This window comes from Aeromonas sp. RU39B, assembly GCF_900156095.1.
GTDB lineage: Bacteria > Pseudomonadota > Gammaproteobacteria > Enterobacterales > Aeromonadaceae > Aeromonas.
Window position 1 is genome coordinate 39925 of record NZ_FTMJ01000019.1, and the last position, 22109, is coordinate 62033.

Here is a 22109-nt window from a genome sequence, read left to right on the forward strand (position 1 = left end):
TCAATTCAAAAATAATCACGACATTCTAGCTTTTCTTTTAGCCAAGCATAACGGATACTTTGCCAATTTCGTGGAAATGGACCGGATATTGTTGATGGGAAAGAAGTCTCGCCTGCTGTTGTCGCTGGCCTTGGTCACCATGATGGCCACCGGCTGTTCCAGCACCAAGCCCAAGATCCCGGATGAGCCGCCCGAGGTTCTCTATCAGAAAGCCCGCGTCAAGCTCGACTCCGGTAGCTATGCCAGTGCCATCGAACTGCTTGAGGCGCTCGATTCACGCTACCCGTTCGGTGCCTATTCCACGCAGGTGCAGCTGGATCTCATCTATGCCTACTACAAGCAGGATGATACCGCTCAGGCGATTGCCAACATCGATCGCTTTATCCGTCTGAATCCGGCGCACAAGAACATCGATTACGTCTACTACATGCGTGGCCTTACCAACATGGCGGCAGACTTTAACTTCTTCCAGGACTTCTTTGGCATCGATCGTGATGACAAGGATCCGTCCTATGCCCGTCAGGCGTTTAAGGATTTCAAGCTGCTGCTGCAGAACTATCCGACCAGCCAGTATGCTGCCGACGCCCGTGCCCGTATGATCAGCCTCAAAACCCGGCTGGCCAAGTATGACCTGAGCGTGGCTCAGTACTACGTCAAGCGTGGTGCCCTGATTGCTGCCGCCAACCGCGCCAAGCAACTGGTGGAAGACTTCCCGGATACGCCGCAGACCGAGCAGGCGCTGGAGCTGATGGTCAATGCCTACACTGACCTGAAGATGCCGGCCATGGCCCAAAACGCCCGTGCCGTGCTGGCCAAGAACTATCCGAACAACGAGCTGGTGGGTGGCTAACGCCCTCTCTCGGTTGAGTAAAAAAACCGGTGCAACTGCACCGGTTTTTTTTATCCGCTAGCCCGCGCTCTTCTGCTGCTTGGTGCGCATGATATTGATGATCTCGATGTCGGTATCGAGCATCCCCTCCTTGGACAGCCGCCCCAGATTGGCGATGGTCTGATCCACATTATCCGACACGATCCCCTCGCTTTGGGTCACGCGCAGATTGTTGATGGCGAGCAGGGAGGATTTCACCGCTGCCGAGGTGGAGGTCGAGACCTTCATCGAGCAGGCGCTGCCCGCACCGTCACAGATAATGCCGGATACGTCGCCAATCATGTTATTGATGCAGTGGCTGATCTGCTCGTACTGGCCGCCCAGCAGCCAAGTGATAGCCGCGCCCGACCCCATGGCGGCGGTACTGGCCGCACACAGGGCGGAGAGCTTGTTCTGATAGGTCTTGATGTAGATGGCAATCAGATGGCTCATCACCAGCGCCCGGGTCAGCTGCTCGTCATCGGCATGAAGGAAACGGGCGGCAGCGACCACCGGCATGGTGGCGGCGATTCCTTGGTTGCCCGAGCCGGAGTTGGACATGGCCGGCAGCATGGCGCCATCCATCCGGGCATCGGAGGCGGCAGAAGAGAGACGCATGGCCAGCGTCATCAAATCATCAGAGAGCAGCTTGCGCTCTACCTGCTGGGTGAGGATCTGGCCGATGCGCAGACCATAGCCCTGCAAGCCTTCATCCGCCAGTGCTTGATTAAGACGCGCGGCTTCGAGAATGAAGTCGATCTCGGTCAGCGGTACGCTCAATGCGAAGTCGACAATCTCGCGCAGTGACATGGCGGGCTTGTCAGATTTGGCCGCTTGAATCTGCACGCCAGGGGCGCTGCCTTGCTGCATCACCACCTCACCATCTTTTTCCATCAGGATGATGCGGGTGTGATCGGTACAAATCACCACGCGTGCCGTGTGGCCGACCGCCTCTGCCACAACCTCGGCATAGAGCACATCGGGCACATCCTTCACATCGACAGCAATGGTCGGCAGCAGCGTCTTGGCGTGCTCTACCTGCTCGGCTGTCAGCGTTTTGAGTACCTGCAGACCACCCTCCGGGTTGCCTCCGACAGCGCCCACGGCGGCAGCGACTGGCAGACCGATCATGCCGGTGCCGGGCACGCCGACACCCATGCCGTTCTTGAACAGGTTGCCACTGACCCACACCATCATGCGCTCAGGCTCGCAGCCTAGCAGTTTGCGGCAGTTGGCGGCCGCCAGGGCCACCGACATCGGCTCGGTACAGCCCAGGGCAGGCACTACTTCCCGCTTGAGCAGGACAATAAAATCAGACCATTGTTGTGTCATGTCGACGTCTCTGTGTGGGATGTGCCCTCGGCCGTAGCCTGGGTAGCTTTATGATTGCGTATATGCAGGTAAACTGTGTGGCGCGAGATGCCAAGGCGGTCGGCAACCTGCTGGGCGGCATCTTTGATATCAAAGATACCCTGATCAAAAAGATGGCAGATGATCGCCTTATTGCGCGAACCGATCCCTTGGTCCGGGTCTTCATCCACCCGGGCGATCACCTGATCGACCAGATCTTCTACCGAATGGGCAAAGGTCTCATGGCGGGTCGCCTCCGGGTTCATCACCGGCGTCAGGGCTTGCAGCAGGCCACCGAGCGGGGCATCCAGGCTGAAGTTAACGCACAACATGCCGATGGCCTGACCGGCGCGATTGCGGATCGTGACCGAGGCCGATTTCATCATGCCGCCTTCGCGGGTACGGGTGAAATAGCTGCTCCACTGTATCCCTTCGGCGCTGGTGAGGCGGGAGAGGGCAAAATCGGTGACCGGGGCCCCTTCACGACGACCGGTGACGTGACCGTTAGCAATCTTGATCACCGATGCGTGCAGGTTATCGAAGGCGTGCAGAACCACTTCACAGCCGTCGCCAAACAGGGCTGCGATGGCCTCGACTGCCGGCTCGAAGCTGGCGATCAGGTGACGATCCTCATCGGTAAGCGGTAATCCGGGGCCAAGAGATTGCATGGGGCGTTCCACTTTCAACAAAAGTTGAGTAAATGCGATGGAGCGCCATGATAGTCGCCATAAATTGGCTATTCAATCCCCACTGTTGAGAATAACTAGGATTATTCTCAACAGAATGTATGTGCGTGCAACCTTCTGGCTGGCGCTACGATGCTGGGCACGCTGTAGAAACGACAACGGCCCACGTCATAAAGACGTGAGCCGCAGGTAAGGTGGTGGCCCCTCCCAGGCTTGAACTGGGGACCAAGCGATTATGAGTCGCCTGCTCTGACCACTGAGCTAAGGGGCCGAAATGGCATTTTGTGGCGGCGATTATAGGGGAATCACCGGAGAGCGTCCATAGTCGGATCAATCACTTGTCGACGGATTGAGCAGTGAGCTTGGAAATAAAAAAGGCTCCCGAAGGAGCCTCAATGAGTCTTGGCGAGTTATTCGTCCAAGAAGCTGCGCAGCACTTCCGAGCGGCTCGGGTGACGCAGTTTACGCAGGGCCTTGGCCTCGATCTGACGAATACGTTCACGGGTCACATCGAACTGCTTGCCCACTTCCTCGAGGGTGTGGTCAGTGTTCATGTCGATACCGAAACGCATGCGCAGTACCTTGGCTTCACGAGCAGTCAGACCGGCCAGCACTTCGCGGGTAGCGTTGCGCAAGCTTTCGCTGGTAGCCGCATCGGCCGGCAGGGAGAGGGTGGTATCCTCGATAAAGTCGCCAAGATGGGAGTCTTCATCATCACCGATGGGGGTTTCCATCGAGATAGGCTCCTTGGCGATCTTCAGCACCTTGCGGATCTTGTCTTCCGGCATGCCCATACGCATGGCCAGCTCTTCCGGGCTCGGTTCACGGCCCATCTCCTGAAGCATTTGACGGGAGATGCGGTTGAGCTTGTTGATGGTCTCAATCATGTGTACCGGGATACGGATGGTACGGGCCTGGTCCGCAATGGAGCGGGTAATGGCCTGACGGATCCACCAGGTTGCATAGGTCGAGAACTTGTAGCCACGACGGTATTCGAACTTGTCTACCGCTTTCATCAGACCGATGTTGCCTTCCTGGATCAGATCCAGGAACTGCAGACCACGGTTGGTGTACTTCTTGGCGATCGAGATAACCAGACGCAAGTTGGCCTCAACCATCTCTTTCTTGGCACGGCGAGCCTTGGCTTCACCGATGCTCATGCGACGGTTGATATCCTTGATCTGGGCGATGGAGAGACCGGTCTCCTCTTCGATCTGCTGCAGCTTGGTAATCGCACGCAGCACCTCTTCTTCGACGCCTTGCAGCGAGGTCGACCAAGCCTTGCCAGCCTGCTTCTGGTACTCAAACCAGGCAGTTTCGCACTCGTTGTTGGTGAATGCGGTGACAAAGGTCTTCTTCGGCATCTTGGCCTGTTCAACACACAGCTTGAGGATGATGCGCTCTTGCACACGCACGCGCTCCATCATGTCACGCATGTTGTTGACCAAGCGGTCGAACTGCTTGGGCATCAGGCGGAATTGGCGGAATACATCAGCCAGCTTGGCGATTTCGGCCTGGGTTTCGGGGTGAGCACGACCCTTGCTGCGAATCGATTGGCGGGTGACTTCGTATTGATCACGAAGTTCGCCAAATTTTTCGCGGGCGACTTCCGGATCCGGACCACCATCACCATCGTCGTCGCTGTTGTCGTTGCCTTCCTCGTCTTCGTCCTCGTCTTCGTCATCAGAGCTGTCTTCATCAGCCAAGTCATCTTCACCGAGCTCGGAGCCGATGTGAGTGGCGGAAGGGCCCATATCATCGGCTTCGTCAGGGTTAACGAAACCGGAGATGATGTCAGAGAGGCGAAGCTGTTCGGCTTCAAACTTGTCGTACTGTTCGAGCAGGTAGGTGATCGCTTCCGGGTATTCGGCCACGGAGCTCTGAACCTGGTTGATACCATCTTCGATTCGCTTGGCGATGTCGATTTCGCCTTCACGAGTCAGCAGTTCAACGGTGCCCATTTCACGCATATACATGCGCACGGGATCGGTGGTGCGGCCAATCTCGGATTCAACAGATGCCAGAGCCTGGGCGGCGGCTTCGGCAGCATCCTCGTCGGCAGTGGCGTCAGACATGATCAGGTCGTCGGCATCGGGGGCGTTTTCCACCACCTGGATACCCATATCGTTGATCATCTGGATGATGTCTTCGATTTGATCGGAGTCGACAATATCCTGCGGGAGGTGATCGTTCACCTCGGCATAGGTCAGGTAGCCCTGTTCTTTACCTTTGGCAACGAGGAGTTTAAGCTGAGACTGCGGGGTTTGCTCCATAGAACTCATCCGGTTGGTGTTGCTAGGTTGCGCGATTCAATGCGCTGATGCGCAAATAGCCAATTCTAATAGAAAACCGCCAGACATGCCATGTCTGGTTGCGGCGTTACTGAGAGAAACCCCTGCCCAGTGGTATGAGTGGGCCAGGTGGTCAGTGATCATATTGCTTCTTTTCATCCCGCTGATTCGGGCAACAGCTCTGGTATAGGGGCTGGACCGGCAAATTTCAAGCCCCGTTGTCATTTCTTTTTTTCTTGTGAAACTTCCTTGAGCAGTAACAGCAGCTCGCGGGTTTCATCCTGCGTCAGCCCTTCCTGGCTTACTTTGGCTTGCAGATCGTCCACTCTCTGCTTGAGAAACTGGTTGATAAACCCGACAAAGGTATCTTCCAGCTCTTGCTGCACGGCATCCTGCTCAATGTCCATCCCTTCATAGAGATCATGCATCGCCAGTTGCGACAAGATCTCTCCCTCTTTGCTACCACGCCAGTGCTCCAGCAGGATGGCGGTGGTGACTGAGGGGTGGCTGACGATCTGCTCGTGCAACTTAAGCAGAAACGTCATGCCGGCCAAACGCAGCTCTGCCAGCTCAGGCATGATGGGCAGTTCGGCGGCCAGCACCGGATATTGCACCATCAAGGCCAGTGCCCGGCGCAGCGGCGTCAGTTTGCCGCGCTGCGGACGCGCTTGGTCGGTTTTCGGTTGGCTGTGGCGAGCAAACAGCTCGTCGATACGCTGCTTGTTCTCACCCCAGCGCATCATGCGTGACAGGCGGGTAATCAACCCCTCGCGGGTAAATCCTTCCGGTACCCGGCGAATAAGCTCAGCAGCTTTGTTGGCCACCTCATAACGTCCTGCTTCCCCTTCTAGGGCGGCATCGCGCTCGAGACGCTCGAACATAAACTCGGCAAAGGGCTGCGCTTGCTCGAGCAGCGCCTCAAATTCGGCCTTGCCAATCTGGCGCACCAGCGAGTCCGGATCTTCCCCGTCCGGCAGGAACACGAACTTGAGTTCTCGCCCATCCTGCAGATGGGGCAAGGCGTTATCCAGTGCCCGCCAGGCGGCCTCGCGTCCGGCATTATCGCCGTCGTAGCAGCAGACTACCTCGGCCGTCGTGCGAAACAGGGTGTGGATATGGTCACTGGTGGTGGCAGTACCGAGCGCAGCGACAGCGTAATCGATGTCGTACTGAGCCAGTGCCACCACGTCCATATAGCCTTCTACCACCAGCACTCGGCGCGGGTCCTTGTGGGCCTGGCGCACTTCATAAAGGCCGTAAAGCTCACGCCCCTTGTGGAAGATCGGGGTTTCTGGAGAGTTGAGATACTTGGGCGTCCCTTCACCCAACACCCGGCCACCAAAGCCGATGACCCGGCCGCGCTTGTCGCGGATCGGGAACATGATGCGATCCCGGAAACGGTCATAACTGCCCGGACCATTGTCCCGGGTGATCAGCATGCCGCCGGTGATCAGCTGTTGTTCTTGCTCACGACCGGCACCGAAGCGGCGGCGAACCTGATCCCACTCGTTGGGGGCATAGCCGATAGCAAACTTCTTGACCACATCCCCGGTCAGGCCGCGTCCCTTGAGGTATTCCACCGCCTGGGGCGCCGACTTGAGATTCGATTCGTAGAAGCGGGCAATCTGTACCATCAGTTCGAACAGATCTTTACTGACAGCGGGCTGGGAGGAACCCCCCGTACCGCCGCCGCTCTGCTCGCGTGGGACCGTCATGCCATGCAGGTTGGCCAGCTCTTCGATGGCGTCCGGAAATTCCAGACCATCGTAGGCCATGACAAACCCGATGGCGTTACCGTGAGCGCCGCAACCAAAGCAGTGATAAAACTGCTTTTCCGGGCTGACGGAGAAAGAGGGGCTCTTCTCGTTATGAAACGGGCAGCAGGCCTGATAGTTTTTACCGGCTTTCTTGAGGCGCACCCGACTGTCGATCAGCTCGACAATATCGGTACGGGCCAAAAGGTCATCGATAAAGGATTGTGGAATCCTGCCTGCCATGGTTGCCCTGTTTCAAGAGAATAAAAAAGCCGCGCATTCCGGAGAAGCACGGCTTCTTTTGTCACTAATACGAAAACTGCCTTATGCCAGACGGGTTTTCACCTGTGCGCTAACAGCGCCAACGTCGGCACGTCCCTGGATCTTCGGCTTCAGGACGCCCATCACCTTGCCCATGTCCGCCATGGCGGCGGCACCGGTTTCGGCAATGGCTTGCTCGATCAGGGCGGCGATCTCCTCGGCACTCAGTTGTTGCGGCAGGAATTCCTGCAGCACACTGATCTCGGCGGCTTCCGCATCGGCGAGATCCTGGCGGCCAGCGGCCTCAAACTGGGAGATGGAATCACGACGCTGTTTGACCATCTTGGTCACCACAGCCAGGATTTCCTCGTCACCCAATTCAGTGCGGGTATCGACTTCGCGCTGCTTGATTTCGGCCATCAACAGACGAATGGTGCCAAGACGGGCCTTAGCTCTGGCCAGCATGGCAGCCTTCTGTTGATCCTTGAGCAGATCCTTCAGAGACACGGCAGTGTTCCCGGATTAGTACAGACGGATGCGACGTGCGTTTTCGCGAGACAGCTTCTTGGCGTGACGCTTAACAGCGGAAGCCTTGGCGCGCTTGCGGATAGTGGTCGGCTTTTCGTAGAACTCACGGCTACGAACTTCGGACAGGATACCGGCCTTTTCGCAAGAACGCTTGAAGCGACGCAGGGCTACGTCAAACGGCTCGTTTTCACGGACTTTAATTACGGGCATGTGCCTTTCACCTCGGTGATAAATGGGTTGCTGGGCGCGAGGCGCGAACAGCATGACTTAAAATGGTGCGAAATTATACTCAGCTTCGGGAATGAAAGTAAACCCGGCAGAGATCGCTGGTCTAAAAAACCCGCGAAGGGTACCATACCCGCCACATTTTAGCAGTGAAAAATTCAAAGCAATGCGTGTATTGGGTATCGAGACGTCCTGTGACGAAACCGGGATCGCGATCTTCGACGATCAACATGGGATCCTCTCCCACCAACTCTATAGCCAGGTCAAGCTCCATGCGGATTACGGCGGTGTTGTGCCGGAGCTGGCGAGTCGTGACCATGTGCGCAAGACGATCCCCTTGATCCAGGCCGCATTGAAAGAAGCCGGCCTTGGCAAAGATGACATCGACGGCATCGCCTACACCGCCGGTCCCGGTCTGGTTGGCGCCCTGCTGGTCGGTGCCACCATTGGTCGCTCCCTGGCCATGGCCTGGGGCAAGCCGGCTGTGGCTGTGCATCATATGGAAGGCCACTTGCTGGCTCCCATGCTCGAAGAGCAAGCGCCCGAATTTCCCTTTGTTGCCCTGCTGGTCTCGGGGGGTCACTCCATGCTGGTCCGCGTCGATGGTATCGGCCGCTATCAGGTGCTTGGCGAGTCCATTGACGATGCTGCCGGTGAAGCGTTCGACAAAACGGCCAAGCTGATGGGGCTCGATTATCCGGGTGGTCCGCTGCTGTCACGGCTGGCCGAGAAGGGCACTCCGGGTCGGTTTGTGTTTCCGCGACCGATGACTGACCGGCCCGGGCTCGACATGAGCTTCTCCGGCCTTAAAACCTTCGCGGCCAATACCATTGCGGCCGAGGGGAGTGACGAGCAGACCCGTGCCGATATCGCCCACGCGTTTCAGGCTGCGGTGGTGGATACGCTGGCCATCAAGTGCCGCCGGGCTTTGAAAGAGACCGGCCTCAAGCGTCTGGTGGTGGCGGGCGGAGTGAGTGCCAACCGCTATCTGCGTGCCCAGCTGGCCGAGATGATGCAGGATCTCGGTGGCGAGGTGTTTTATCCGCGCACCGAATATTGCACCGACAACGGCGCCATGATCGCTTATGCCGGTATGCAGCGCCTTAAGGCAGGCGTGTTCGAATCGCTTGAAGTTAAAGCCGTGCCACGTTGGCCGCTCGATACGCTGGATCCGGTGTGATCCGGACGATCCTCCTCAAGTAAAGAGCCGCCCTCGGGCGGCTCTTGTCATTTATGGCATATCGTCAGGCATCGCCCATCGCCAGCAGGCTGGCGTTGCCGCCGACCGCCGTGGTGTTGATGGTGCGGGTCTTTTCGGTCACGAAGCGGTGCAGATAGTGCGGGCCGCCCGCCTTGGGGCCGGTGCCGGAGAGGCCTTGACCACCAAACGGTTGCACGCCGACGACGGCACCAATCTGATTGCGGTTAATGTAGACGTTACCGGCCTGGATCCGGCTGGCCAGTGCTTCGGCGTGAGATTCATTACGGCTGTGAATGCCGAGGGTCAGCCCATAGCCGGTGCCGTTGATCTCGTTGATGACCTGCTCCACATCGCGGGCGGCGTAGCGCACTACATGCAGGATCGGGCCAAATTGTTCGCGCTCCAGCTCGGTGATGGAGCGGATCTCCAGCGCCGTCGGTTGTACGAAGTGTCCCTCCAGCGTCGCCCTGGGCATGGGCGCTTGGGCAATCAGGCGGCATTTGGGCATCATCCGCGCCAAGTGCAGCTCCAAGCCATTTTTGGCATCGGCATCAATCACCGGCCCAACATCGGTGGCGTGCTCGGCCGGATTGCCGACGACCAACTCCTGCATCGCACCGGTGAGGATCTCCAGTACCCGATCGGCGATCTCCTCTTGCAAATAGAGAACGCGCAGGGCCGAGCAGCGTTGGCCGGCACTCTGGAAGGCGGCACTGACTACGTCACGCACCACCTGCTCGGGCAGCGCGGTGGAATCCACAATCATGGCGTTCTGACCGCCGGTTTCGGCAATCAGCGGCAGGATCGCGCCATCCCGGTTGGCCAGGGTTTGGTTGATGAGCTTGGCGGTCTCGGTGGAGCCGGTGAAGCAGACGCCACCGATACGGCGATCGGCGGTCAGAGGCGCCCCGACGCTGGCACCATCACCCGGCAGCAGATGCAGTACATCGCCTGGAATGCCGGCCTGATGTGCCAACGTCACCGCCAGGTGGGCAATCAACCCGGTCTGCTCGGCCGGTTTGGCGATCACGCTATTACCGGTGGCAAGGGCCGCCGCCACTTGGCCCAGGAAGATAGCGAGCGGGAAGTTCCACGGACTGATACAGACAAATACGCCGCGCCCTTGCAAGAACAGCTCATTTTGCTCACCGGTATAGCCGGGCAACAAGGTCGCCTTGTTCATCATGTTGCGGGCTTGCAGCGCGTAGTAGCGGCAGAAATCCACGGCCTCGCGCACTTCGTCGATACCATCTTGCAGCAGCTTGCCGGCTTCGCGGGTACACAGCGAGATGAACTGCTCGCGGTTGGCTTCCAGCAGGTCGGCCAGTTTGTCCAGTGCGGCGGCGCGCTGATGTACCGGGGTGTCACGCCAGCGCGGGAAGGCGCTGTGAGCGGACGCCAGCGCCAGCTCCACGGCATGGCTGTCGGCCCAGTGGATCTTGCCAACGCTGTGGCTCATGTCCTGTGGGCTCAAAACATGACGCGCTTCGCCGGATGTCAGCGTCTGGCCGTTCACGATAGGGCCGCCTTGCCACTGCTGGTTTTCCAACTCTTTTAACCTGGCAAAGAAGGGGCGCTGGATGGAGGCAATATTCATGTTCACGCCGCTGGAATTTTTGCGGTCGCTAAACAGGTTTACCGGCTGTGGAATCCGGTCGTTGGCCAGACTCGGGGTGCGTTTGAGGGTGCGCAGAGGGTGCTCGGCCAGATGGTCAACCGGTGTGTCAGGGTCGACCAGCTTGTGCACAAAGGAGGTGTTGGCGCCGTTTTCGAGCAACCGGCGTACCAGATAGGGCAGTAGATCCTTGTGGGCTCCGACCGGTGCATAGATGCGGCAGGCCAAGCCCGGATTTTCCTTCAAAACCGTGTGATAGAGCTCATCGCCCATGCCGTGCAGGCGCTGAAACTCGATGGCGCGATGGCCGGCCATGTCGAGAATGGTGACCACGGTATGGGCATTGTGGGTGGCAAACTGGGGCGAAATGGCGCCCAGAGTGGCGTCACTCAACAGGTAGCGGGCACAGGCGAGGTAGGAGACATCAGTTCCTGCCTTGCGGGTAAACAGCGGATAGCCGGGCAGGCCAGCCTGCTGGGCATATTTGAGCTCGCTGTCCCAATACGCGCCCTTGACCAGCCGCACCGGAATCAGATCACCTTGCTCGCGCGCCAGCGCGGTCAGCCAGCACAATACCGGCAGTGCCCGCTTGGAGTAAGCCTGCACCACCATCCCCAGCTTGCCCCAGCCGCGATTAGCCTCGCTGCGATAGAGGAGTTCAAACAGATCGAGCGACAACTCGAGACGATCCATCTCTTCGGCATCAATGCTGATGGCCACATCCCGTTCACGGGCCAACTGCAGCAGGCCGATCAGACGATCCGCCATCTCGCCGAGCACTCGCTCGCGGTGAGCCACGTCATAGCGCGGATGAAGGGCCGAGAGTTTGATGGAGATGGACGGCGCCGGGCCACCATCATTGATCCGCTCACTGCCAACCGCTTCGATGGCGTTGCGATAATCGGTCAGGTATTTGTCGGCATCCTGCAGGGTCAGCGCCGACTCTCCCAGCATGTCGTAAGTGTGAGTAAAGCCTTGTTCGCGTTGCTTGCGGCTCGCCTTGAGCGCCTCTTTCATGTCGCGGCCGAGGACAAACTGTTTGCCCATGATTTTCATGGCGGCATACATAGCCGAGCGCACCACGGGCTCACCCAGCTTGCTGACCATGCGCCCGAGCAGGTTAGCCGGATTACCGTCGAGTTTGTGGTCGAGCTTGATGATCTTACCCGTCAGCATCAGACCCCAGGTCGAAGCATTGACCAGGGTCGAGTCACTTTTGCGAAAGTGGGATGCCCAGTTGGCACCGGAGAGCTTGTCGCGGATCAGGGCATCGGCCGTCTCGGCATCGGGAATGCGCAGCAAGGCTTCGGCCAGGCACATCAGAATAATACCCTCCTGGGTATCCAGGCTGTACTCCTGCAAGAAAGCATCAATGCCATCACCGGCGCCGTTCTCTTCGCGCACCTTGCCAACTAAAGCCCGCGCCCGTGCCGTGATGCGTTCGAGTGATGCGCCATCGTTTGGCAGCATGGCTGATAGCTCGGCAAGGTAAGCATTTTCATCCACCACATAGTTTTGTGTGATGGCTTCCCGCAGTGCGGCGAGATCGGTGGGTCGGTAATCGGGGGCGAGAACCTGGGTTGCTTTAAACATAGAGGGGTCTTCCTGTACACCCGTGGATGGGATGGCGCATGGCCTGAGTGACAGTAATGTATACAATCTCTCTATGATGTATGAAATGGAAATGTTTTTATCTGGTTAAAAATCGCGAATCAGGTCCCAATTGCGGCGCTCTTTGGGGCTTTATGGGTCTTAGATAATAAAAATCGTATACGATTTTTGTCGAGCAGGCGCCAAAGCAGAGAGGGCGCCTGGGCGCCCTCTCATCAATCACTCTCGTGCAATCAATCCATCCAGCGATCTTTGCGGCGACGACGCGGCAGCATCGGCAGCAGCAGACCCAGTACCAGACCGCCTGCCACCATCAGGCCACCCCGGATAAACCAGTCCATCTGCATGTCGTGTTCACGATTGTCATAGCCCTGATTGAGCGCCTCATTTTGCTGCTTGAGGGTATCAATCTGATCGGTTTGACGTTTGAGTTGCGCCTTCAGGCTATCCAGCTGCTGCTGCTGGGACTTGATGGTCTCATCCTTCTCGGCAAACAGGCGCTCGTTATCACCATTGAGGTTTTGCAGGCGACCCTTGAGCTCATCAATGGTCTTTTGCTGCTCGGCCTCACGCTGACGGAAGCTGGGCGTGCTCTGCAGATCATCGGCTTTAACCCAGCCGCTGCGCCCCTTGGTATCGACGATCTGGAGAAAACCGCCTTCACCCTGACCCTGAACCTCGACCGGTTCACCCGCCTTGATACTGCCAATAATGCGGAATTGGGTTCCCGGGCCGCCATGGATGTAGGTGTAGATATTTTCGGATACATAACGGCTCTCGGCCTGGGCCAGATGGGCGCACAGTGCGAGCAGAATCCCGACGAGGACACGCATGATCGTTAATGGTCTCACTAATGGTGGAAAAACAGTGTTGGATGTTAAGCCGCGACAGGGACAAACCACAAGAACAAGTCGTTGGGAGTGTGAGGCAGGCAGCGGGGCGCTCGACAGAACATGGATGAATGAAAAGGTATCCAATGAATCCACTTTACAACAAAGTAGTGAGCTAGATGCCATTTTTGTGTCCTGGTCGTGGGATGTGTTAACGAAAGGGTCGAATATGTCGATATGTGTTGATCAGTCAGGGAAAACTGACAATCCGGGGGGAGGAGTAAGATGCGCTTTAATGCGTTGGAGCGTCGTTTGGGCGATGTTCGTCTAGTTCCAAAGGTAGTGGCATTAATGGTCGTCAGTACGGTGTTGCTGCTTGGCAAGCTGTGGTTTGACGCCAGTCATCTTGAAGTCACGCTGAGAGACTCGGGGATCCTGCCGGCGCAAGCCGAAGAGATTGCTAATCGACTGGTGTGGGCGGGCCTGCTGGAAACAGGGGCCATGGGGGTGTTCTTTGTCATCGTGCTGATGGCCGGTTCACGGTTGATGGTGCGTCAGGTGCACTATCTGGTCAGTTTCCTGCAGCGCTTTTCCCAGCAAGATCTCAGCCATAAGGTCGAGCTCACCTGCCGTGACGAGTTTGGTGATATAGCCAGGGCACTGGCCAATTCACAGGATCATCTGCGCGATGTGTTTGGTCATCAACGCGCCATCAGCAAGGAGATGGGTGATCTTGCCTCGCAAGTCAGCCTCTGTATGGAAGAGGCGAATGAGTCGATCTCCGAGGAGTTCAAACAGATTGAGCAACTGGCCGGTGCCATGAGTGAAATGGCTGCGTCGGTGCGCGATGTGGCCGGCCACGCCGAACAGGCATCGCGGGCAACTACGCAAACGCGGACCTTGGCTGAAGAGGGGCAGGGATATGTAGCCGAAACGGTGGCAACCATTTCGGCGCTGTCGGGCAACATTCAACGCTCGTCCAACGTGGTGGCTGATGTGGAGCATGGTGTGCAGCGTATTGGCTCGGTGGTGGATACCATTCGCAGCATCTCGGAACAGACCAACCTGCTGGCGCTCAATGCCGCCATCGAAGCGGCGCGTGCCGGTGAAGCCGGCCGCGGCTTCGCGGTGGTGGCCGATGAGGTGCGCTCTCTTGCCAATCGTGCGCAAGCGGCAACGGTCGAGATCCAGCAGATGATCGAACAGCTGCAGCAAGGCGCCCGTCAGGCGACCGAGCTGATGGCGCAGAGCGTGGCCCAGGCCGATGCCGGGGTAGAGCAGGTCAACCGTGCCGGCAGTCAGCTCGAAACCATCGTGGAGCGGGTGCACGGCGTGGCGGACATGAACATTCAGATCGCCTCGGCCGCCGAGCAGCAGAGCACGGTGGCAGAAGAGATGGAGAGCAACCTCACTCAGGTCAAACAGATCGTAGAGGGCTCGGTCATCGTCATTCGCGAGCTGATGGAGGCCAGTGCCCAAGTCGAGCAGCACAGCCAGTCGCTCGACAAATCCATTCGCGCTTTCAAGCTGGACTAAGCATCCATATCACGCCATAAAGGACTCCTTGCCACTGTTTGACAGGGAGTCCTCGTGGAGATTTCAACTGACCCGCACCGGCTCGATATCGGGCTGATCCATCACTATCTTAGCGAGCAGAGTTATTGGGCTCGTGCTATTCCGCGCACCACCCTGGAAAAAGCCCTGCGGCATTCTCTGTGCTTCGGTCTGTATGAAGACGGACACCAGCTGGCGTTTTGCCGCGTGATCACCGATTACGCCACCTACGGTTATCTCTCTGATGTGTTTGTGCTGCCCGAGGCGCAGGGGCGTGGACTGGGTAAAGCACTTGTCGCAGCTGTCATGGCGCATCCTGACTTGCAGGGGCTGCGCCGATTCGCGCTGGCTACCTCGGATGCCCATCAACTTTACGCTCGTCACGGCTTTGTGGCGCCAGCCAAGCCCGAGAGTCTGATGGAGCGCTACGACCCTGATATCTACCTGCGCAGCTTGTGACTTGAGCTAGCAGGGATGCTAGATTGGCAGCCATAACCAGCTGCAAAGGAAGCCTCTGCTGTGACCCTGCCCGCCTCTCTTTCCTCTATCGCCGAACGTCAATGGCAGCGCTTGCTGGCACTGGCGCCCCATTATGCTGAGTTACCTCTGGCAGAGCGTGACACTCTGCTGCAGGTGTTGGGGTTGTCGGATTTTGTGGGCGAGTCGCTGATCCGCGAGCCAGCCCTGCTCTTCGATCTGCTGCACAGTGGCGAGCTGGCCGAGAGTGAGCGTTGGCCACACTATCCGGCATGGCTGACGGCGGCGCTCGACGCAGTGCAGGATGAAGAGGCCCTCAAGCGGGCGCTGCGCCGTTTTCGTCGCCGTCACATGGTGGTGATTGCCTGGCGGGAGCTGCTCGGGCACAGCGAAGTGGAAGAGAGCTTTGTCCACCTGACCCGGCTGGCTGATGCCTTGATCGGGGCGGCGCGCGACTGGCTCTATGATCTGCAGTGCCGCGAGCTGGGCACGCCATGCGATGAAGCCGGCAACCCGCAGCCGCTGCTGATCCTCGGAATGGGCAAACTGGGCGGCGGCGAGCTCAACTTCTCCTCGGATATCGATCTTATCTTTACCTTCCCGGAAAACGGCGTGACCCGCGGTGGTCGCCGCGAGATGGCCAATCAGCCGTTTTTTATCAAGCTGGGGCAGCGCATCATCAACGCGCTGCATCAAAGCACCGCCGACGGTCAGGTGTTTCGGGTCGATATGCGGCTGCGGCCGTTTGGCGATGCCGGTCCGCTGGCGGTGTCGTTTGCCGCGATGGAGGATTACTACCAGCACCACGGGCGCAGCTGGGAGCGCTACGCCATGGTCAAGGCGCGGGTGATCGGTCCGGAATGTGATTACAGCCGCGAGCTGGGCGAGTTGCTGCGCCCCTTCGTCTTTCGCCGTTACATCGATTTCGGCGTCATCGATGGCCTGCGCCAGATGAAGGCGATGATCGCCGCCGAAGTGCGCCGCAAGGGACTGGTGGGCAACATCAAGCTTGGCGCTGGCGGCATTCGTGAAGTGGAATTTATCGTGCAGGCGCTGCAGCTGATCCGTGGCGGTCGCGAGCCGGCGCTGCGAGTACGCCATCTGCCGCTGGCGCTGGCTGCCATCGAGCAGAGCGGTGCGCTGAGCCCCGAGTCGTGCGCCCGTCTGCTGGCCGCTTACCGGTTGCTGCGCCGGGTGGAAAACCTGCTGCAGGAGATTGGCGATCAACAGACCCAGACCCTGCCTGGCGACGAGCGGGATTGCCTGCGTTTGACCCATGCCATGGAGCTGGCGGATTGGGATGCGCTGATGAGTCAGCTCGACAGCGCCATGGCCGCCGTGCACAGCGAGTTTGTGCAGGTGGTGGGGGAAGAGAAGGAGGCGCCGGCCAACGTGGCCCAAGTGTGGGTCGATCTGTGGCGCACTTCCCTTGAGCGTGACGAGCTGATTGCCCAGCTCAACGAGCAGGGCGCGGCCGAAGCGCCGTCGCTGGCCGGTCATCTGCTGCACATCCGTGATGAGGCGGGGCGCCGTCAGATGGGGCCGCAGGGGCGGGCTGCACTGGATTGGCTGATGCCTGAATTGTTGCGTCGGGTGGTGGAGAGCGATCATCCGGCCATTCTGTTCGAGCGGCTCTCCCGTCTGCTGACCCGCATCTTTACCCGTAGCGCCTATCTGCAACTGCTGGTGGAAAACCCGGCGGCGCTGCATCAGCTGGTGCGCCTGTGCGATGCTAGCGGTCTGGTCAGCGAGCAGCTCTCCCGCTACCCGATCCTGCTCGATGAGTTGCTCGATCCGCAGCACCTGTATCATCCGACCCCGCTGGATCACTACAAGCCGCAATTGCGTCAGTTCTTGCTGCGGGTGCCGGAAGAGGATGTGGAGCAGCAGATGGAAGCGCTGCGCCAGTTCAAGCAGATCCAGCTACTGCGCATCGTGGCCGCAGACATTGCTGGCGCCTTGCCGCTGATGAAGGTGAGCGATCACCTCACCTGGCTGGCCGAGGCGATTGTGGAAGAGGTGGTCAATCTGGCCTGGAGCCAGATGAGCGAGCGCTACGGCGTGCCGCCCGAAGTGGCCGAGAGTGGTGAGCGCGGGTTTGCCGTGGTGGCCTATGGCAAGCTCGGCGGTATTGAGCTTGGCTATGGCTCGGATCTCGATCTGGTGTTTTTGCACGGCGGCGATCCGGCCGGTTACACCACCGGACCCAAATCGATCGACAGTCGCCAGTTTTACATTCGTCTGGCCCAGCGGGTGTTGCACCTGTTTAGCACCCGCACGGCCTCCGGCATTTTGTATGAAGTGGATATGCGGCTGCGCCCCTCCGGCGATGCTGGCCTGTTGGTCTGCTCCCTCGCGGCGTTCGAGCACTATCAACAGAGCGAGGCTTGGACCTGGGAGCATCAGGCGCTGGTGCGCGCCCGCCCCATTCACGGCGATGCCACCCTGCTGGCTGACTTTGCCCGGGTGCGCCGTGAGGTGCTCTCCCGCGAGCGCGATCTGGCTGAACTGGGGCGTCAGGTGTGCGAGATGCGCGCCAAGATGCGTGATCACCTCAACAAGGCTGGCGCGGGGGAGTTCGACCTCAAGCAGTCACCGGGCGGCATGGTAGACATCGAGTTTATTGCCCAATATCTGGTGCTGGCTTATGCCGCTGAGCATCCCGACGCCCTGACGCTCTGGTCTGATAATGTGCGGATCTTTGATGAGTGCGTGATGACCGGTGTGTTGACCTTGGCGGAGGCGGAGGGGCTTAAACATGCCTATGTGCAAATCCGCGATCTGGGCCATCGCCTCAAGCTGTCGGAGCTATCGCGCCGGGTGGCTGATGACGAGTTGCCCGCCGAGCGTGCGCATGTGACCAAGATGTGGCGGCAGTTGCTCGAGCCTGATGCAACGTACTGATAAAAAACACAAAATCGTTTGTCTACACTGTGTATCTGGGCGAGCAAGCGCCGGGGAGCGAGACCATGAACGACAGACCCGTCATCACCATACAGGATGTGGATCAACAGGTCGTGCAGACCATCCTCGAGGTGATCAGTGATGGTATTTGGGACTGGAATGCAAACACCGGCTTTGTCTATCGCAACCCCGGCTGGTATCGGATGCTCGGCTACGAGCCCCACACCCTTGGCAATACTGTCTTTACCTGGGAATCGGTGATCCATCCGGAGGATCTCGAGCGGGTGATGGCCCATTTCGACGATTATCTCAACGGTATTGTGCCGGAGTACGGCATCGAGTATCGCTGCAAAACCCGTCAGGGCGGTTATGTCTGGATTGAGGATCGCGGCCATATTGTGGCGCGTAATGCCGATGGCAGTGTGGCCCGCATGATCGGCGCCCACCGTGATATTCATGCCCGCAAGCTGCTGCTTGAGCAACTCGAGCAGCGCACTTACACACTTGAGCATCTGGTGGCCGATCGCACCAGCGAATTGCAGCGGGTCAATGCGCAGTTACAGGCTCAGCTGGAGGAGAATCGCCGGTTAGCTGAAACCGATGGCCTGACCGGCGCCGCCAACCGCTACGCCATGGAGAAGAGTCTGCAAAGCGAATGTGATCGCTCACAGCGCTTTAACCATCCGCTCTCTCTGCTGCTGATGGACATGGATAACTTCAAACGCATCAACGACCGATGGGGTCACGCCGCGGGCGATCAAACCCTGATTGGGCTAGTGGCGCTGATACGTCCCCACCTGCGTGAAATTGATCTGCTGGGGCGTTGGGGCGGCGATGAGTTTATGGTCGTGCTGCCCAATACCCCGCTCTCTGAAGCTAAGGTTGTGGCCAACAAGATTCAGGCGCTGCTGCAGACCCATCTGTTGGTGGGGGGCGAGCGGGGAAGCTTGAGCATAGGGTTGGCACAATACCAGCGTCACGACACGCCTCAACAGCTGATGGTACGCGCCGATCGGGCGCTCTATCAGGCCAAAAGACAGGGTAAAAACCGGATCTGCTGCGAGCCGTAACCGGTTGTCTGACGCCGAATCAGCGCCATTCCACTCCTTTATCTTTCGAAATGCTCGATTTCCTCTTTTCATCGTGGGTTTTTTGCTGGTAATATTTCGAGATTCTTTCGAATCGAAACTTTATCCGTGACCAAACGTAACACCCAACAACGCCGTCATGCCATCGTCGCCCTGGTTCAGGAGCGTGGCGAAGTGAGCGTCGATGAGCTGGCCCGCCGTTTTACTACCTCCGAAGTGACTATCCGCAAGGATCTGGCTCTGCTGGAAACCGGCGGTCTGCTGCTGCGTCGTTACGGCGGTGCCGTACCGCTGCCCAGCGAGATGGTGGTGGAGGAGAATCCGGAACAAGTTTCGAAACGAAAGAAAGCGATTGCTCGTGCTGCGGCCGAACACCTTCGCGATCACAACCGCATTATCATCGACAGTGGCACCACCACCAGCGCCATGATTCCCCTGCTGGGTAGCAAGCGCGGCCTGATTGTGATGACCAACTCTCTGGGCGTGGCCGGTGCACTGCGCGAGCTGGAGAACGAACCCACCTTGCTGATGACCGGTGGCACCTGGGACCCGCACTCCGAGTCGTTTCAGGGGCAGGTGGCCGAGCAGGTGCTGCGCTCTTACGACTTTGACCAGCTGTTTATCGGTGCCGATGGCATCGATCTGGAGCGGGGCACGACCACCTTCAATGAGTTGGTGGGTCTGTCGCGCGTGATGGCCGAGGTGGCCCGTGAAGTGATTGTGATGGTCGAGTCGGAGAAGATCGGTCGCCGTATTCCCAACCTCGAGTTGCCGTGGGCGAGTATTCAGACCCTGGTGACCGATGACGCCCTGCCTGCCGAGGCAAGGGACAAGATTCAAGCACAGGGGGTGACGCTGATCTGCGCCCCCCTTTCGAACTGATATTCCAAGGAGTACTTCTATGTGTGGCATTGTCGGGGCGGTTGCCCAGCGTGATGTAGCGGAAATTCTGGTTGAAGGGCTGCGCCGTCTTGAGTACCGCGGCTACGATTCGGCCGGTGTGGCCGTGTTCAGTAGCGAGCATGCTCTGCAGCGCGTGCGTCGTCTGGGGAAGGTGGCTGAGCTCGCCAACGCTCTGGAAGAGCAAGCGGTACACGGCGGCACCGGGATTGCCCACACCCGTTGGGCCACTCACGGTGAGCCGTCCGAGCGTAACGCCCACCCGCACGTCTCCGGCCATATCGTGATCGTCCACAATGGCATCATCGAAAACCATGAAGAGCTGCGTGTCGAGCTGATGGGTCTGGGCTACGAATTTGCCTCCGACACCGACACCGAAGTGATTGCGCACCTGGTGCATCACGAGCAGAAGAGCTCACCCAGCCTGCTCGCGGCCATGCAAAAAGCGGTCAAGCGTCTGCGCGGTGCTTACGGCACCGTGGTGGTCGATAGTCGTGATGACAGCCGTCTGGTGGTGGCCCGCTCCGGCTCGCCGCTGGTGATTGGCCGCGGTATCGGTGAAAACTTCATTGCCTCCGACCAGCTGGCCCTGCTGCCGGTTACTCGCCGCTTTATCTTCCTCGAAGAGGGGGATGTAGCCGAGGTGACCCGCCGCGATGTCACCATTTATGACGTCAACGGCGATCTGGTCGAGCGTGAAGAGAAGGAGTCCGACATCTCCCACGACGCCGGTGACAAGGGCGAATATCGCCACTACATGCTCAAGGAGATCCACGAGCAGCCGCACGCCATCGGCCAGACTCTGGAAGGGCGTCTCGGTGGCGATCATGTGGTGGTTGAGTCGTTCGGTAACGGCGCCCGCTCCATCTTTGAACAGGTGCAGCACGTACAGATCGTTGCCTGCGGCACCTCCTACAACTCCGGTATGGTTGCCCGCTACTGGTTTGAGTCCATCGCCGGTGTCTCTTGCGATGTGGAGATCGCCTCCGAGTTCCGTTATCGCAAGTCGGTGGTTCGTCCCGGTAGCCTGCTGATCACGCTCTCCCAAAGTGGTGAAACCGCCGATACCCTGGCGGCGCTGCGTCTGGCCAAGGCCTCCGGTTACATGAGCTCGCTGGCTATCTGTAACGTGCCGGGCTCCTCGCTGGTGCGTGAATCGGAACTGGCCTTTATGACCCGTGCCGGTGCCGAGATTGGGGTGGCCTCTACCAAGGCCTTTACCACCCAGCTGGCCGGTTTGCTGATGCTGGTGGCCGCTATCGGTCGCTGCCGTGGCAACCTCGACAGCGCCGTCGAAGCGGGTCTGGTCAAGGCACTGCAAACTCTACCGCAGCGCATCAAAGAGACCCTGTCACTGGCCAAGCAGATCGAAGCGCTGGCCGAAGAGTTTGCGGACAAGCATCACAGCCTGTTCCTTGGCCGTGGCGATCAGTACCCCATCGCCATGGAAGGGGCGCTGAAGATGAAGGAGATCTCCTACATCCACGCCGAGGCCTATGCGGCCGGTGAGCTCAAGCACGGTCCGTTGGCTCTGATCGATGCCGAAATGCCGATCATCGTGGTGGCACCGAACAACGACCTGCTGGAGAAGCTCAAGTCCAACATCGAAGAGGTGCGGGCCCGTGGCGGTATCCTCTATGTGTTTGCCGACGAAGCCACCGGCTTTAAGAGCAACGATACCATGCGGGTGATGAACATCAACCACGTCGAAGAGGTGATTGCCCCCATCGTCTACACCGTACCGATGCAGCTGCTCTCTTACTACGTGGCGCTGATCAAGGGCACCGACGTGGACCAGCCGCGCAACCTCGCTAAGAGCGTGACCGTGGAATAATTCCGCCGCCTCGGCCATAAAAGCAAAACCCCTCCGATGAACTGCACCCCAAAAGTTGGACGCAAATCCAACCTTTGGGGTATTTTCATGGCTAGGTATGACGAAAGTTTCAAGTTGACTGTAGTTCAAGAC

15 protein-coding genes, 1 tRNA gene and 1 pseudogene are annotated in these 22109 nt (G+C 58.7%); 8 read left to right on the plus strand and 9 right to left on the minus strand.

Annotation, left to right across the window (positions count from 1 at the left end; translation table 11 throughout):
- Positions 1 to 94: 94 nt before the first annotated feature.
- On the plus strand, positions 95 to 850 hold the full coding sequence (locus tag BW958_RS19130; RefSeq protein WP_083687416.1) for an outer membrane protein assembly factor BamD: 756 nt from the start codon (positions 95 to 97) through the stop codon (positions 848 to 850).
- Positions 851 to 907: 57 nt separating this feature from the next.
- Here BW958_RS19130 and BW958_RS19135 read toward each other — a convergent pair whose 3' ends face one another.
- The 7 genes and pseudogenes from BW958_RS19135 to rpsU all read right to left on the minus strand — a co-directional run bounded on the left by BW958_RS19135 (position 908) and on the right by rpsU (position 7948).
- A complete protein-coding gene (locus tag BW958_RS19135; protein ID WP_076577508.1) occupies positions 908 to 2200 on the minus strand; it encodes an L-cysteine desulfidase family protein in 1293 nt (430 codons plus the stop codon).
- Entirely contained in the window at positions 2197 to 2886 is a 690-nt protein-coding gene (locus BW958_RS19140; RefSeq protein WP_076577509.1) for a helix-turn-helix transcriptional regulator, read from the minus strand. Before BW958_RS19140 ends, BW958_RS19135 begins: the two co-directional genes overlap by 4 nt.
- 213 nt (positions 2887 to 3099) lie before the next feature.
- Positions 3100 to 3175 (minus strand) — tRNA-Ile (locus BW958_RS19145).
- A 139-nt stretch (positions 3176 to 3314) separates the two neighbouring features.
- The gene (rpoD, locus tag BW958_RS19150) at positions 3315 to 5186 is read right to left on the minus strand and encodes an RNA polymerase sigma factor RpoD (RefSeq protein ID WP_076577510.1); all 1872 of its coding nucleotides are present in this window, start codon (positions 5184 to 5186) and stop codon (positions 3315 to 3317) included.
- Positions 5187 to 5403: 217 nt separating this feature from the next.
- A pseudogene (dnaG, locus tag BW958_RS19155) lies at positions 5404 to 7192 on the minus strand (DNA primase).
- Between the two features lie 81 nt (positions 7193 to 7273).
- Positions 7274 to 7717 carry a GatB/YqeY domain-containing protein gene (locus BW958_RS19160; RefSeq protein ID WP_076577512.1) on the minus strand — a complete coding sequence of 148 codons (444 nt, stop codon included), beginning with the start codon at positions 7715 to 7717 and terminating at the stop codon, positions 7274 to 7276.
- Positions 7718 to 7732: 15 nt separating this feature from the next.
- Positions 7733 to 7948 carry a 30S ribosomal protein S21 gene (rpsU, locus tag BW958_RS19165; protein ID WP_005309452.1) on the minus strand — a complete coding sequence of 72 codons (216 nt, stop codon included), beginning with the start codon at positions 7946 to 7948 and terminating at the stop codon, positions 7733 to 7735.
- Positions 7949 to 8129: 181 nt separating this feature from the next.
- Between rpsU and tsaD the strand changes: the two genes are divergently transcribed.
- Positions 8130 to 9143, plus strand: coding sequence for a tRNA (adenosine(37)-N6)-threonylcarbamoyltransferase complex transferase subunit TsaD (tsaD, locus tag BW958_RS19170; RefSeq protein ID WP_076577513.1), 1014 nt, complete (start codon positions 8130 to 8132; stop codon positions 9141 to 9143).
- Between the two features lie 64 nt (positions 9144 to 9207).
- On the opposite strand, the gene putA is transcribed toward tsaD, so the two are convergent.
- Together putA and BW958_RS19180 are read right to left on the minus strand one after the other, a co-directional pair.
- Positions 9208 to 12372, minus strand: coding sequence for a bifunctional proline dehydrogenase/L-glutamate gamma-semialdehyde dehydrogenase PutA (gene putA, locus BW958_RS19175; protein WP_076577514.1), 3165 nt, complete (start codon positions 12370 to 12372; stop codon positions 9208 to 9210).
- Between the two features lie 251 nt (positions 12373 to 12623).
- On the minus strand, positions 12624 to 13223 hold the full coding sequence (locus BW958_RS19180; RefSeq protein WP_076577515.1) for a TIGR04211 family SH3 domain-containing protein: 600 nt from the start codon (positions 13221 to 13223) through the stop codon (positions 12624 to 12626).
- Between the two features lie 282 nt (positions 13224 to 13505).
- Here BW958_RS19180 and BW958_RS19185 point away from each other — a divergent pair, with 282 nt between their 5' ends.
- The 6 genes from BW958_RS19185 (at position 13506) to glmS (ending at position 21977) form a co-directional block, all read left to right on the plus strand.
- On the plus strand, positions 13506 to 14756 hold the full coding sequence (locus BW958_RS19185; protein WP_076577516.1) for a methyl-accepting chemotaxis protein: 1251 nt from the start codon (positions 13506 to 13508) through the stop codon (positions 14754 to 14756).
- Positions 14757 to 14810: 54 nt separating this feature from the next.
- Positions 14811 to 15233, plus strand: coding sequence for a GNAT family N-acetyltransferase (locus BW958_RS19190; protein WP_076577517.1), 423 nt, complete (start codon positions 14811 to 14813; stop codon positions 15231 to 15233).
- 60 nt (positions 15234 to 15293) lie between these two features.
- A complete protein-coding gene (gene glnE, locus BW958_RS19195; protein WP_076577518.1) occupies positions 15294 to 18155 on the plus strand; it encodes a bifunctional [glutamate--ammonia ligase]-adenylyl-L-tyrosine phosphorylase/[glutamate--ammonia-ligase] adenylyltransferase in 2862 nt (953 codons plus the stop codon).
- A 65-nt stretch (positions 18156 to 18220) separates the two neighbouring features.
- Positions 18221 to 19225 carry a sensor domain-containing diguanylate cyclase gene (locus BW958_RS19200; protein ID WP_076577519.1) on the plus strand — a complete coding sequence of 335 codons (1005 nt, stop codon included), beginning with the start codon at positions 18221 to 18223 and terminating at the stop codon, positions 19223 to 19225.
- Between the two features lie 126 nt (positions 19226 to 19351).
- Entirely contained in the window at positions 19352 to 20125 is a 774-nt protein-coding gene (locus BW958_RS19205) for a DeoR/GlpR family DNA-binding transcription regulator (RefSeq protein WP_076577520.1), read from the plus strand.
- 19 nt (positions 20126 to 20144) lie between these two features.
- Positions 20145 to 21977 carry a glutamine--fructose-6-phosphate transaminase (isomerizing) gene (gene glmS / locus BW958_RS19210; RefSeq protein WP_076577521.1) on the plus strand — a complete coding sequence of 611 codons (1833 nt, stop codon included), beginning with the start codon at positions 20145 to 20147 and terminating at the stop codon, positions 21975 to 21977.
- Positions 21978 to 22109 lie beyond the last annotated feature (132 nt).